Here is a 14,316-nt window from a genome sequence, read left to right on the forward strand (position 1 = left end):
AACCCGTACAGATTATAGGCTTGGTAAGCCATTACCCAACCAACAACCTAATCTGCCGCAGACCCATCCTTAGGCGAAAAAACATTTAAACAAAAAACCATTACAGGAAAAATTGCCTATCCAGTATTATCCCCAGTTTCCCGGAGTTATCCCAGTCCTAAGGGTAGGTTATCCACGTGTTACTGAGCCGTACGCCACGAACCAAAAAGTTCGTTCAACTTGCATGGCTTAATCGAATCCCAATAGCAGTAGCTTCTGCCAGGATCAAACAGATTTGACAGAAAACATACATACACACAGAAGTACATAAAAAAAGAATTATAGACGAGTATTACATAAAAAAAATCCAATTGCAAAACATTCTCCTTCCCAAAAAAAACAGAAAAAAAAACACAACAATCAAATATCACCACATCTACTAAACCAACATCAAACCCAACACCAAGTATCAGGTCCTCATCAAAACATATAAATGATTAAAATATCCGAAGATATCTATAAACATGAAAATCTCGCTATATGTGGAAAAACAGTCATCATAGTCATAATGTAATTATACATTTTAACTTAAACCAACGCCATATAACACATAGCACATACTATACAGAAAGTAACAACACACTCAAAATCAAATAGAAAAAATTGCAAAATATGACTAAATAAATTAACATTGAGTAAAATAGTTCTAATATAATAAAGTGTTTAAATAAAATAATTAAAGTAAATTATAATACAATAAATTAATTATTTATAAAAATTTTTTAAAAAAAAAATAAAATTTCATATATAATTATACTAAAAAAAATATAAAATAAAAAAATTAACTTTTCAAAAAATATACATTTTCATGAAGGTTTTTGAATAAAAAAACACCGATAATATTTAAAATTTTCTATTTAAGACAAATAAAAAGTACTTTATATAGATGTAAACAGATTTATGAATGGTGATAATTTATGAAGTTCGGTATCGAATTCGTCCCACAACAACCTTTGGACGATATTATAAAATTAGTAAAATTAGCTGAAGATGTAGGATTTGATAATGTATGGATTACAGATCACTACAACAACAAAAATGTATATGCTTCCTTAGCATTAATTGCTAAAGAAACAAGTACAATTAAATTAGGACCTGGAGTAACTAATCCTTACTTAAGAAGTCCTGCAATATCTGCTTCTGCTATTGCAACTATTGATGAAATTTCTGAAGGAAGAGCTACTTTCGGTATTGGTCCTGGTGACAAAGCTACATTTGAATCATTAGGTGTAGAATGGTCTAAACCATTAAGTACCATCAAAAGTGCTATTGCAGAAATCAGAACATTAACTAATGGTGGAAAAACAGAAAAAGGAGCAAAATTAGGTGGAGTAAAAGCTGTACAAGATAGTATCCCTATATATATGGGTGCTCAAGGACCTAAAATGTTAGAAACCGCTGGAGAAATCGCAGACGGTGTTTTAATTAATGCATCAAACCCTAAAGATTATGAAGCAGCTATGCCTATGATTAAAAAAGGTATTGAAAAAGCTGGTGGAGACAAAGAATTTGATTTAGGTGCATACACATCTACTTCAATTGGAGCAGATTCTGAAGCAGCTAAAAATGCAGCAAAAATCGTAGTTGCATTTATTGCAAGTGGTGCTCCAGATTTAGTTATCGAAAGACATGGATTACCTGAAGGATACAATAAAAAACTTGGTGACCTCTTAGGTAAAGGAGATTTCGGTGGAGCAATTGGTGCAGTAACTGATGAAGCACTTGATGCATTCTGTGTAGCAGGTACTCCTGAAGAATTCGTACCAAAAATAGAAGCTTTATCTGATATGGGAGTAACCCAATATGTAGCTGGTTCTCCTGTAGGAAAAGATGTTGAAGAATCTATTAAATTATTAGGAGACGTAATTAGCAGCTTCTAAATTTAATATTTTCTTTTTTCTTTTTTTACTTTTTTTAAAACATTAATATGATTCTAAACTATTTTTAAACAATAAAATTAATTAAAAATTAATACTTTTTAAAAATTCATAATATTTATAAAAAATCTTAAAAACTTATTCTATTCAAAGTTTATTATTTATAATTTTATTAACACATATTTTGAAATTTTATTTTCTAAAATCAGCTATCTTAAATTTATAGATTATACTATAAATTTAGAGGATTTTAAAAAAATAATAAAAATATTTAAATTAGTAAATAGAATTTCAAAGAGAACATAATTTAAAAATAAGATTTTTTAAATCTCTTGAAAACTATTTTTTATAAAAGTTTAGAATTAGTTAATACTTAAAAATAAATTTTAAAAAAGTTTATTTATAAAAATTTTAAGGATTATAACAAAGCTAATTTTTAATATTTAAAAAAAAAATTAAAAAATAATATTTGGTATATTATAAATATTTGAATAATACTTAATTTTCTTACTTAATTCTTCTTGATATTTATATGGAGGATAATTATCAAAGGAATTTGTATTTTTATTATAAAAAAGATCTTTAGTTTTCTTATAATATTCTGGAAAATAATTTTTAACTAAATTAAAATATTTACACCTAGAATCAAATTTCTTATTACCAAACAAACTTAAAGATCCATATAATAAATAATCAATATTTAATTTACTAAATTTAGAAATAGTTTTATTTAATGTATCTTCATTATCTGTAATAAAAGGTAATATTGGCATGAAAGAAACTCCAACAAAAAAATTTTCTTTTTTAAATTTTTTAATTGCTTTAATTCTTCTTTTAATAGAGGGAACATTAGCTTCAAAAATAGAAGCAACATTTTCATCAAGAGTTGAAAAAGAATAAGTAATTATAACATTTGATTTTAACTCAGTTTTAATATCATCAGGTAAAATAGCTACATCATCAATTTTTCTTAAAATATCTATATCCCTCAATACTAAATCAGACTTTGTAATTATATGAACTGGAAATTTAAATCTATACATTAATTTTAATAAATCACGTGTAAGATATAATTCAGATTCAATATTTTGATAAGGATCAGTTGAAGAACCAAAGGAAATTAAAGCTTTTTCATTTTTTCTTAATAAATGTTTTAATTTAGATTTTACAAGAGTAATACTATTAGATTTTACATAAAAAGAGTCAACATCCTTAACATATTTACTACCATTTATATAGCAGTAACTACAGTTAAATGAACAACCAATATATGGATTTATAGAATAATCTTCCATGAATAAAGTTCTATCTCCTTTTCTTTTATTAAATATGGATTTTACTTCCTTATTTTCAAAACCATATTTATTTAAAATTTCAGAAACATTATCAAAATATTTATAAATATTATCACCTGTTTATTAATATACTAAAATAATAAATATATATTATAATTAAAAATTAATAATAAAGATTTTATATTGATAATTTAAATTTTATTATAATTATATATTAAGATAATGATACATATATAAAATCCAATATTTTAATAGGGATATTATGATTATTCAACAATTAACTAAAGAGATTAGAGATAATGCTACTGAAAGAGCTAAACCTAAAAAACCAGAACAAGTAGCAACAAGTTGGTATAATGAAGATTTATTATATTCTGGAGTTGGGAAAACTATATTTTTAATACTTGCAACTAAAGGTTGTTCTTGGGCATTAGGTCCAAGTGGAGGTTGTACAATGTGCAGTTATATTAATGATTGTACATTAGAACCAGTAACTGGAGATAAAATTGTTGAATTATTTAAAAAAGAATTAAATAAACATCCATATAAAGAAGATTATAAAAATGGAGATAAAATAGCTATAAAAATGTTTGCTAGTGGAAGTTTCTTAAACCCTGAAGAAGTACCTAAAGAAGCTCGTGATGAAATACTTAAGATATTAAGAGATAGTGAAGAGATTAGTGAAATTGTTATAGAAACAAGACCTGAATATGTTACAGAAGAAGTATTAACTGAAATTCATGACATTATTGGAGATAAGTTATTTGAAATAAGTATGGGTCTTGAAACATCTAATGATAAAACTAGATTATATAATATTAATAAAGGTTTTACTAGGAAAGATTTTGAAAAATCTGTAAAAATAATACAGGAAGCTAGAGACAAAAAAGGATATAATGTTAAAGCAAAACCATATATCTTTTTAAAACCTATTTTACTTAATGAAAAAGAAGCAATTAATGAAGCAATTGAAACAGCAAAATATGCAGATGAATTAGGTGTAGATAGATTATCTTTTTGTCCTGCAACAATACACGGTGGAACTTTAATTGAAAGATTATGGAGAGAAGGTTCTTATCAACCTCCATGGATTTGGTCTGCAGTATATGTAATAAATACTGTAAGAGATTTAGTTTCAATACCTGCACTTATGGACACTGCAGCATTTGGATCTAGAAGAGGACCTTACAATTGTAAAAAATGTAATAAAGAACTAAAACATTTAATAATTGCAAGTAATTTAAATCAAAGTAAAATTGAATATGATTGTGAATGTAAAAATGAATGGTTAGCAGATATCCATTCAAGTAATATGAATCAATCAAAAACAAGAACTAAACATTTACCATTATATTAGATTAGAGGGAAAAATATGAAAAATGAACTTATAAGTATTATATCAATTATTCTTGGAATTATCCTGATTATATTTCCAACATTTAATTACATTAATTCCAATACTGCAATAATTGGATTATCCTTATTATTAATGACAGTTTATTTATTTATAATTGGAATTTCTGAATCAGAATATGATACCTTAAAGAGTATCTTAAATACAGTAATAGGATTTATATTATTAATCATAAGTATTTCAATAATGTTTAACCCAAATTTAATAGCTTCTATTATAGGAATTAAAGAATATATTACTGGAATATTTCTAATTATAATTGGTTTAATTTCACTTATTGGAAATAGAGATAATAAATATGGGTTTTATAGTGGAATTATTGGAATCATATTAGGTTTAATATACATTGTTATTGTAGTAATAAACTTATCAAATCCTATATTACTTGGATTTTTAGTAGGAATATGGTTACTTATCTGTGGAGTTTTAAACTTCTTAAATAGATACTAAATGATAATATTATCTAGTTGATACTATTGTGAATGAAGTTTTAAACTTCTTAAATAGATACAAATATCTCTTCTTTTTTTACATTTTATAAAATATTAAAATTTAAGTTTTCTAAATTATTTATTTAAAAATTAAAAATGTTTATCTTAAATTTAAGGATTCTAAAAAAACTTGTTTAAATTTTCCTAATTTTTTAAAAAAAACTTTTAATTATTTATATTATTAAAAATAGTTTTTCAATAGATAAATTATATTAATTAAATCCAAATTTAACAAAATAAATTTAAGAAAGAGATATTTAAAATATTGTTAAATTTCTTGAAAAAACAGTTTTAATTTAAATTATTTTTTATTAATTGAATTTTTTAAATTTAAATAATCTAAAAATTCTAAAAAATAAGAAAATAATTACTAAGAAAATTTAAATAATCTAAAAATTCTAAAAAATAAGAAAAATAATTACTAAGAAATATTAACATTTAAAATAAATAAAAAAATTTAATATTAATAGAATATTTAAAATAGTAAATGAATAAAGTATTAAAAAAATATAATTAATAATAAATTTTTCTAATAATTAAAAAAATAATAAATAATATATGAAATCTTATAAATTATAAAAAATAATAGAATATAAAATTAGAAATATTTTAAAAACAAGAAGTTTATATTTAATTAAATAATATAATAAGCTTAGAAAATAAAAAAGTTTATATTTACTTAAATAAATCAATAGGAGGATTTATTTATGGAACTAAATGAACTTAAAAAAGCAATTGAAAAACATGATTATAATAAAAATATTAAAGATGGAAATATAATAATAAAATTAAATGAGCCTCATGAAATGTTTCTAAATAATATTAATTTATACAGCAAAATTCAAAAAATAATTTTAAATAAAAATAAAAATAACTATATAATACAATTATATGATAATGAAGATAATTTAAAATTAAATGAAGATTTATCAAAAATAAAAAGTTTAAGAATTTATTTAAACCTTTAATACATATTATAATTATTTTTAAAAAATTTAAAAAAATATACTATTTTTTAATTGAATGAAATTTTTTATTAGATGCATTTGTCATTATAAATTTTTTATTTGGAAACCTATTTCTTAAAAAATTTAAAATTTCCTCAATTTCTTCAGATTTTCTCTTAGAATTCTTATAAGAATTACTTATCCTAGATTTAGCTTTAGATTCAAATTTTTCACCTTCAGTCATAGATAAAATTTCAAATAATTGACTTTCTAAATCAAAAGATTTAGCAATTTCAACAGTTTCCATTAATAATGCAGAGACTCCTTTTGTATATATACTTCTTAATGTTTTTAAAGTTGAAACATCACCTGGAATTTTACTTACAACCATAACATTTAAACCATAATTATTTAATATTGCAAGATCTTCAGCTTTTGAACCAGATAATAAAATTAATGGAGGATTATTTGAAACTTTACCAATTATTGCTCCATCAACAAAGGAATTTCTTAAATCTTTCTCAATATTTTTTGAAAAGAATTTATGTTTTGAATCTTCTTCAATTATAGCTTGTTCTTTTTCAAACAAATTTGCTATTTTAATTGTTGTATCTGGAGAAACATTATTTAAATCTATATAAATATTATCATCTATGAAATCAGCATATTTTTCTGCAACTTTAAATGCATTAAATGGAGAATTTGCAGAAATAATAATATCTGAACCTTTTATTAATGTTTCATAAGAATCTAAAATTTGAACATTAGATTTAATTGCTAATTCTTGAGTTTTATTACTTCTTCCTTTAACAACTGTAACTGTTTTTACACCATTTTTTGATAATATATTTGATAGTGTTGATGAAACTTCCCCAAATCCTATAAATCCTACAATCATTCTTTCACCTAAGTTCATCAATATATGATTAATTCTTTAATAAAAACATGTCATTAACATTTACATTAATCATTTTAGCAGTAGCTGGACATTTAGCGCATGCTAAATAAAATACATCTTTATCAGATAAATCAATTTCTGTTAAGCCCTCAAAATTACCTAAACCTTTAGATATTATAAAATCAGAATTATCAAATATTTCTTTAAACTCATTAGATAATTCACAATATACTAATCCTACAGTATCTTCACCAGTACTTACAATATCTGCATATTCATCAAGACCAACTTCAATTGCATCTTCCATACATGCATCATTTACAATAGGTTTTTCTTTAACTGCAAGTGTAATATTAATATCATATTCTTTTATTTTTTCAAGAAGTAATTTATCAAAAACAATTTCTCCAGTATTATCCACTAAATATAAAACATTATCATATTTTTTTAATGCATCTTCTAATTTATCAACATCATTAATTTTTAAATCATTATCTAATGCATTTTCCATTAATGCTTTAATATCTTCATCTAATTGAAAAGCACCAAAATCTATCATATTTCCAATAATAGATATTTTAACATATGATTCAAGTGAACCATCTAATACCTTTTTAGCTTCAGGTAAAAATTCCAATGCCATTTCATTTGACAATACCTTCTGTGTTTTATATGGATCAAAAGAATTAGTCTTATTTTTAATTAATCTATGTATTTTAGAACCTAAATAATTAGAATTTGCTCCAACATAATATTCTTTAGACAATAATTCAAAAACATCTTCCATTAATGATACTTTTAAATTATCATCATCAGTTATTAAATCCATTGCCTCTCTTGCTTGACGTAAAAAACAAGGTGCACATTCATAATGAACTTTAATATTATCACCATTATCATATTTGTAATTATATAATAATAAAAATAATGGAAAAAATATTTTTTAATATCTAAAAGTAATAAGTCCCATAAAATTAAAAAAAATCCCTATAAAAAATATCTAAAAAATATAAAAGTACTAAAATTAATTAAAGAATTAAAAAATAGAGTTATACAGAAATTAATAATTAATCAAAGAATTAAAAAAATAATAAGATTATACAGAAATTAATAATCAAAAATTAATAATTAATTAGATTTTTTAAAATCTTCCTAATTTTAAAAAAAAAAGTTTTAAAATTTAATTTTCAAACAAAATAGCTTTTGCTATGAAAAAATAGAAATTTAAGAGACTAAAATTAAATTTAAGTAAATAAATTTTTATTAATTAAAAAAATTAAAAATAAGTAATTAACCACCATAAATAATTTGGATTAATTTAATTTCATCTCCATCTTGAATTTCAGTATCCTCTACAACAATATCGCCATTTTGTTTAGGAACAACAGTTTCTGAAGATAAATCTAAATCATCTAAAACATCTTGAATAGTTAAACCTTCTTTAAAATCTTTAGTTTCTTCTTTATTTTGAAATATTACAGTAAAACTCATAATAAAACTCCTATTTTTTATTCAAAAAAAGTAATAAATATAACTATAGTTATATTATATTTCTTTTTATTTATAATTAATTATTATTTATAAAAATCAAATTTGTTGAAATTCTCAAAATTTTTATAAATAAACTTTCTTAAAATTAATTTACAAGTATTAAATATTATTGAATTTTTATAAAAAATAGTTTTCAAGATATTATAAAAATCCAAAAAAATATTATAAAAAATTATTAAATATTAACTTTTTTACCTAATTCTTTTAAAAAAGTACAAGCCCTACATAATTTATTAGAAGAAGGTTCACCACAAATTTCACAATCACCATCATGATAATTTGGAGCATAATTTTCTTTAACAAGAGGTTTAAGTTTATCATAACCTTTTAATGTAGAGTACATAATAGTTGGATGATTTTTACTTAAATCTTTAAGAATATTAGCTACTTCCATTCTAAAAGACTCTTGAGCATAAGGACATCCTGCTAAATGAATCTCTAAACCTTTACAAAGAGCATATAAACCTACTTCTTTTTCAGGAATTTCTCTTAATGGTTTAATTTTAGGAGTAAATTTAGGGCTTTTTGAACTAGTAATAGCACCAAGAGAAGATAAATTATTGATATTTCCTTCTAAATAATTCATTAAAATAGCTTCAGACTCATCATCTAAATTATGACCTGTTGCAATTTTAGTTGCTCCAAATTTTCTAGCTTGACGATTAATAATCCAACGTCTAAAAACACCACAATAAGTACAAGATCCACGATGATTATCAATTTTCATAATTTCATCAAGATCTATATTAAAACAATCTTTAAATGATACAACTTCATGTTCAATTCCAAGACGTTTAGCATGATTTACTGCAATTCTTACTCCTTCATCTCTGTAACCTTTAATTCCTTCATCAATTGTAACAGCACATAAATCAATTACATGTCTTTTACGATAAGAATTTAAAATATCCAAAGTAACTACACTATCCTTACCACCAGATAATGCAACCATTACCTTATCTCCTTTTTCTATTAGATTTTCACGTCTTATTGTTTTTTGTACTTTCTTCTCAATACTCTTTATAAAACAATCATTACATAATGATTGACCAGATTGTTTACGTGTGATAACAACTTTTGGATTCCCACATTTTGTACATACTACCATAATATCACAATAAAAAATATAATAAATTTCTTAACTTAAATATAAAAAACTTTTTAAAAAGAGTTTCTTAATAAAATATTTAGAATTTAATAAATATTAGTCTATTAAACAAATTTAAAAATTTAATGAATAATAAATTAAAGATATTTTAATTTAATAAGAATATTATATATAATATTATCTTATATTAATAAAATTAGAAAAAATAAAAAGAAAAAATATTAATTCATATTTGCTACAAAATCAGCAAGCTGATTTAATGTATTAACTTCATATACTTGAGCACCTGCATCTCGATATAATGAAACACAACTATCTACAACATCCCATTTATACCTATCTTCAGGATTTAAAATAATAACCTTTTTAGCATCATGAGCCATCTTTCTTACTAAATCTACACTTGCAGGAATACCATCAACCTTAGGACCTGCCCAATCTCTACAATCTGAGAGAATAATAATATAAGTTTTATTTGATATTTTTACCTGACGCATAAATGATTTAAATGCAGAATACATATTAGATGTTCCATGAACCATAGCATTTTTCATACGCATATCTCTAATTGATACAAAAGATTCTAATAAATACTTAGATTTTAAAGCATCAGTTGTTTCAATAGTCTTATTATCAAATTCAAATGTTCTTGAATCTTTAAATGAAGATTGACAAGAATACATTAACATGAAAAACCAACTACTAATCCATTCACAAGAACCACTTATATCATCTAAGAATAAATGTTGATTTCTACGAGGACGAGGTTTAGCTTTAATTAAATCTAAAGTTGTACCACCATATTTAAGGTTAGTACGAATAGTTTTTCTAATATCAATTTTATTAGTATTTGATTTACTTTTACGTCTTGAACGTTTATTAGCAATACGTCTACCTAATTCTTGACATAATTCTAACATACGAGGATCAAAATCATTAAGCTTTGTTAAATCTTTATTTAATAATTCTGCATCTTTTTCAAGATTTTCATCAGATTCAACCATAGGTGGTGCACCCATAAGTTCCTCAAGAGATTTATTTTTCAAGTCATTATTATTTTTCTTCTTAGATTTAGCATTTTTAGGAATTTTTTTAATCCTCATTTTATTACTATGATTAAAATTATTTTTAGCAACTTTATTAGGATTAACTTTTTCAACCTCTTCTTTAGCAGGTTTTAAAGCAAAAGTTTCTTCAAATGCTTTATTAAATTTAGGAATGTCATATTTATTTTTAACATAAACCGATTTAAGAGCACTTTTTAATACTTTCCTATCAGAACCTTCTAATAAATCACATGTATCAAATGCAGTTTGAGTAGTACGAACACTAACATTTACTCCATTACTTCTTAAATCATTTGATAAATTAACAATTCGATTAATATCAACCATTTTAATCACAATAATTATAGATACCAAGTTTTAAAAAAAGAAGAATTAAATTACTAATTTAATAAATTAAAACAGTAATAAAATATAAATTAAAGAATAATATTTAATTAAATTAAAAATTTATTCATATTTTTCTTTAAATACATCTTTTAAAACTCTTTCTTTATCAGATTTATTTTTAACAACAGAACCAACACTTGCTTTAAGTGCTTCATCATCATTATCCATATTTAAACTTAATACAGAACGAACCCAATCAACACTTCCTCTTACAGATGGCTTTTTAAGTAAGTTTAAAGAACGTATTTTATTTACAAGATCTACAACTTTTCCAACTAAATTTTCATCTGCTTCAGGAACTTTTTTACAAACAATATTAATTTCTCTTTCTCTTGATGGATAAGAAATATATAAATATAAACACCTATCTTTAGTTTCATCAAGTAACATTCTTTGAGAGTTTGAAGTTAAAATAAAAATTAAATCATTTTTAAGTGGAAAAGTACCTAAATCATTTACAGTAATCTCTTTTTCACCTAAAGCTTGAAGTAAAAAACTTTCTACTTCTTCATCTGCTTTATCAATTTCATCAATAAGAATAATTGAATCTTTTTCATTTGAAAATGCAGAAAGTAATGGTCTTTTAATGAAATAATCATCTTTAAAAATATCTTCATCAATGTCAGTTTTTTGACCTTTAACTGATTCTAATTCAAGAAGTTGTTTCTGGTAATTCCATTCACCAACGATTTGTTCAAATGTAATACCTTCATAACATTGAATTCTAAAGAAATCCCTATTTAAAGATTTTGCAATAGTTTTTGCAAGTTCAGTTTTTCCAACTCCAGGTGGTCCTTCAATTAAAATTGGTTTGTTTAAAGCTAATGCTAAATATACAGTAGTAGTAATCTCAGAATTAGAAACATAATTATTTTCTAATAATTTATCATTAATACTTTTAACATCTAAATTTTCACTCATAAAAATAACCTTTTTAAAATAAATGTTAATTTTAAAGAATTAATTTGGATTAAATACCAGAAAAATTTTAAAAAATTAATTTTAATATATTATAATTATTAATATAATTATTTAATAATTTCTATTTTATATAATATAATACTTAAATATTATATTAAAATTAAATAATAAAAATTAAGATTTATTAAATAAAATACTTGAAAATTAGTTAAAATTAAATTATAAATATTAAAATCTCTTAAAAAGATATATGATTTTCAAATAAAAAAAATTCAAAAATCAAAACTAAAAAACAATAACAAAAACATATAATTTACAAAAAACCAAGACAAAAATCAAAACTAAAAAAGTAACAACAAAAAATAAAAGAACTATTTAATAGAAAATTTAATAGTTAATATGAAATATAAAATAATATAAAATATAAGGAAGTTTAATATGAATAGAAAAAGATTATTAATTGGTGGAATAATAATTTTAATAATCATTATTGCGGGGATTTTTATATTAAGTGACAATACAAATAATCCAAGTTCCACAAATAATAACACAAATTTAGAAGGTAAAAATACTACAATTAATGGTTATAGTTGTATGATACCCGATAATTACCAAAATGGTTGTGTAACAAATAAAACAGGTTACAGTTTATATGGAACTGATAATGATAGTTTATATATAACCGTATATAGTAATGATGACGATGGAGATAAAATGTATAATAGTGATATGTCTTACTTTGCTCAAGGTGAGAATAATCAGGATACAGGTTTAAAAACAGAAAATACAACTATCAATAATCATCAAATACTTTATGTAAGTCTTCATTCAGAAACTAGAGGAGATTATAGACTAGCATTTTTCAAAGTAAAAGATAAAAGAGTTATGATAGAATGGTTAGGTAATGATATTAATGATAATATCAAAAATATAATAAATAGTTTTTATCAAGTTAATTAAAACTTAAAAAATAAATTATAAATTTATTTTTAAAATTAAGATAAAAATCGTAGAATTAATAAAATTATAAAGTCAATTTTCAAAAAAAAATTAAAATAGTATATGAAAAATAATAAATATATTCAATAATATATTAAATACGAAGATGACTGACAATTAATTAATAAATATATAATTTTATTTAAAAATTATTAAGTTTTAAAAATAATTGTAAGTCATCTTATTTAAAAGGAAAAGATTAATATTTATTAATAATATAAATATAAATTGATTTTATATAAAAATTATGGATGAGAAAAAATGGAAAAAGAAGATATAATCATTTTAATTCTCGTAATCGCAATTATTGCTGTAGGTGTTGGTATAGTATTTGCTATGAGTAGTCAAAGTGATGTAACTTTAAACAACAACACTACAAATAATACTACTAATTTAACAACAAATACTACAAATAACACAAATACTACAAATAATAGTGGAAGCGACAGTTCTGTAGAAAGTACTACTACATCAGATGGTAATGGATACTATAGTACAACAAGTGGATCAAGTTCAAATTATGAATCTGGAAGCAGTTATAGTGAATCTGGTTCAAGTGATAGTGGAAGTAGTGATAGTGGAAGCAGTGACAGTGGATCAAGTTCTTATGACCAAGGTCATTCCGACACTTACGATCACCCATACACTGGTTAATTGTAACTATTATTAAAAAACTAAAAAAAGTAAAGTAATATTATATTTAAAATATAATATTATTTTCTAAAACTCTTTTTAAAAATATAAAAAATTAAATTTAAATAATATTCATTTAAAACTCTTTTTAATACAAAAAACCTAAACATAAAATAAATTATCTTCTAAAACTTCTTCTAATAAAAAAATAAATACAAAAAACCTAAATATAAATTAATTTCTAAAACTCTTTTTAATAAAAAAACAAATATAAATTATTAAATATAAAAAAATACTACATTTTAGAATATTTATTTAAAATAGCTTAAATCTAAAATTCAATATAAGTTAATAAATATATTTAGGGGCCTGAATTTTTCACATTTGTGATAGCTTTTGTAGGCCTGTTTTTGATGTATCGGAGTTCTGTATGAGTATTGTTCCTAATAATACATATAAATATAGGGTTTTTTCTACTGATTTTGGTGTAAATTTGTGTATTTTTCTCATTTCTAATGAATTTTTAAGTACTTTGAAATAATCTTCGATTTTACCTCTTATTGGTTTGTAATGTTTCCAATTCATGAGTTTACTGATTAATTCTTTTTTTAATCGTTTAAATAATCTTTTATTTTTATTTAATTGATTTTTATTTTTAAATATGTTTAATGAGTAGCTTAAAACATCAT

13 protein-coding genes, 1 rRNA gene and 1 pseudogene are annotated in these 14,316 nt (G+C 22.5%); 6 read left to right on the plus strand and 9 right to left on the minus strand.

Features of this window, described 5'->3' with window-relative positions; all coding sequences use genetic code 11:
• Positions 1-275, minus strand: a 16S ribosomal RNA gene (locus T523_RS03605); the annotation flags it as partial.
• Positions 276-956: 681 nt separating this feature from the next.
• Here T523_RS03605 and mer point away from each other — a divergent pair.
• The gene (gene mer, locus T523_RS03610) at positions 957-1,919 is read left to right on the plus strand and encodes a 5,10-methylenetetrahydromethanopterin reductase (protein ID WP_042707565.1); all 963 of its coding nucleotides are present in this window, start codon (positions 957-959) and stop codon (positions 1,917-1,919) included.
• 452 nt (positions 1,920-2,371) lie between these two features.
• On the opposite strand, the gene T523_RS03615 is transcribed toward mer, so the two are convergent.
• Complete coding sequence (locus T523_RS03615) at positions 2,372-3,211, minus strand: SPL family radical SAM protein (protein ID WP_052334632.1); 840 nt, start codon at positions 3,209-3,211, stop codon at positions 2,372-2,374.
• A gap of 262 nt (positions 3,212-3,473) precedes the next feature.
• On the opposite strand from T523_RS03615, the gene T523_RS03620 reads away from it, so the two are divergent.
• From T523_RS03620 to T523_RS03630, 3 genes are all read left to right on the plus strand, one after another.
• Positions 3,474-4,568 (plus strand): archaeosine biosynthesis radical SAM protein RaSEA, encoded by a 1,095-nt coding sequence (locus T523_RS03620; RefSeq protein WP_042707567.1) that lies wholly within the window; start codon positions 3,474-3,476, stop codon positions 4,566-4,568.
• Between the two features lie 15 nt (positions 4,569-4,583).
• Complete coding sequence (locus tag T523_RS03625; RefSeq protein ID WP_042707568.1) at positions 4,584-5,075, plus strand: DUF308 domain-containing protein; 492 nt, start codon at positions 4,584-4,586, stop codon at positions 5,073-5,075.
• Between the two features lie 748 nt (positions 5,076-5,823).
• Complete coding sequence (locus T523_RS03630) at positions 5,824-6,084, plus strand: hypothetical protein (RefSeq protein ID WP_042707569.1); 261 nt, start codon at positions 5,824-5,826, stop codon at positions 6,082-6,084.
• Between the two features lie 40 nt (positions 6,085-6,124).
• On the opposite strand, the gene T523_RS03635 is transcribed toward T523_RS03630, so the two are convergent.
• The 6 genes from T523_RS03635 to T523_RS03660 form a co-directional block, all read right to left on the minus strand.
• Positions 6,125-6,961, minus strand: coding sequence for an NAD(P)-binding domain-containing protein (locus tag T523_RS03635; RefSeq protein ID WP_042707570.1), 837 nt, complete (start codon positions 6,959-6,961; stop codon positions 6,125-6,127).
• 28 nt (positions 6,962-6,989) lie between these two features.
• The gene (locus T523_RS03640; RefSeq protein WP_042707571.1) at positions 6,990-7,844 is read right to left on the minus strand and encodes a damage-control phosphatase ARMT1 family protein; all 855 of its coding nucleotides are present in this window, start codon (positions 7,842-7,844) and stop codon (positions 6,990-6,992) included.
• A 407-nt stretch (positions 7,845-8,251) separates the two neighbouring features.
• The gene (gene thiS / locus T523_RS03645; RefSeq protein ID WP_042707572.1) at positions 8,252-8,452 is read right to left on the minus strand and encodes a sulfur carrier protein ThiS; all 201 of its coding nucleotides are present in this window, start codon (positions 8,450-8,452) and stop codon (positions 8,252-8,254) included.
• A 235-nt stretch (positions 8,453-8,687) separates the two neighbouring features.
• A complete protein-coding gene (locus tag T523_RS03650; RefSeq protein ID WP_042707573.1) occupies positions 8,688-9,620 on the minus strand; it encodes a TIGR00269 family protein in 933 nt (310 codons plus the stop codon).
• A gap of 221 nt (positions 9,621-9,841) precedes the next feature.
• Positions 9,842-11,014: a vWA domain-containing protein gene (locus T523_RS03655; RefSeq protein ID WP_042707574.1), complete on the minus strand. Its 1,173-nt coding sequence runs from the start codon at positions 11,012-11,014 to the stop codon at positions 9,842-9,844.
• A gap of 120 nt (positions 11,015-11,134) precedes the next feature.
• Positions 11,135-11,995 carry an AAA family ATPase gene (locus T523_RS03660; RefSeq protein ID WP_042707575.1) on the minus strand — a complete coding sequence of 287 codons (861 nt, stop codon included), beginning with the start codon at positions 11,993-11,995 and terminating at the stop codon, positions 11,135-11,137.
• 438 nt (positions 11,996-12,433) lie between these two features.
• On the opposite strand from T523_RS03660, the gene T523_RS03665 reads away from it, so the two are divergent.
• Together T523_RS03665 and T523_RS03670 are read left to right on the plus strand one after the other, a co-directional pair.
• Positions 12,434-12,955 (plus strand): hypothetical protein, encoded by a 522-nt coding sequence (locus T523_RS03665; RefSeq protein ID WP_042707576.1) that lies wholly within the window; start codon positions 12,434-12,436, stop codon positions 12,953-12,955.
• Between the two features lie 300 nt (positions 12,956-13,255).
• Entirely contained in the window at positions 13,256-13,648 is a 393-nt protein-coding gene (locus T523_RS03670) for a hypothetical protein (RefSeq protein WP_042707577.1), read from the plus strand.
• Positions 13,649-14,005: 357 nt separating this feature from the next.
• Here the strand turns inward: T523_RS03670 and T523_RS03675 are convergent.
• Positions 14,006-14,316: pseudogene (locus T523_RS03675) on the minus strand (hypothetical protein); the annotation flags it as partial.

It is taken from the genome of Methanobrevibacter wolinii SH (genome assembly GCF_000621965.1).
GTDB lineage: Archaea > Methanobacteriota > Methanobacteria > Methanobacteriales > Methanobacteriaceae > Methanarmilla > Methanarmilla wolinii.

Coding starts and splice junctions, on each gene's coding strand:
- mer (WP_042707565.1), top strand. CDS start 957: ATGAAGTTCGGTATCGAATTCGTCCCACAACAACCTTTGGACGATATT.
- T523_RS03615 (WP_052334632.1), bottom strand. CDS start 3,211: ATGGAAGATTATTCTATAAATCCATATATTGGTTGTTCATTTAACTGT.
- T523_RS03620 (WP_042707567.1), top strand. CDS start 3,474: ATGATTATTCAACAATTAACTAAAGAGATTAGAGATAATGCTACTGAA.
- T523_RS03625 (WP_042707568.1), top strand. CDS start 4,584: ATGAAAAATGAACTTATAAGTATTATATCAATTATTCTTGGAATTATC.
- T523_RS03630 (WP_042707569.1), top strand. CDS start 5,824: ATGGAACTAAATGAACTTAAAAAAGCAATTGAAAAACATGATTATAAT.
- T523_RS03635 (WP_042707570.1), bottom strand. CDS start 6,961: ATGATTGTAGGATTTATAGGATTTGGGGAAGTTTCATCAACACTATCA.
- thiS (WP_042707572.1), bottom strand. CDS start 8,452: ATGAGTTTTACTGTAATATTTCAAAATAAAGAAGAAACTAAAGATTTT.
- T523_RS03650 (WP_042707573.1), bottom strand. CDS start 9,620: ATGGTAGTATGTACAAAATGTGGGAATCCAAAAGTTGTTATCACACGT.
- T523_RS03655 (WP_042707574.1), bottom strand. CDS start 11,014: ATGGTTGATATTAATCGAATTGTTAATTTATCAAATGATTTAAGAAGT.
- T523_RS03660 (WP_042707575.1), bottom strand. CDS start 11,995: ATGAGTGAAAATTTAGATGTTAAAAGTATTAATGATAAATTATTAGAA.
- T523_RS03665 (WP_042707576.1), top strand. CDS start 12,434: ATGAATAGAAAAAGATTATTAATTGGTGGAATAATAATTTTAATAATC.
- T523_RS03670 (WP_042707577.1), top strand. CDS start 13,256: ATGGAAAAAGAAGATATAATCATTTTAATTCTCGTAATCGCAATTATT.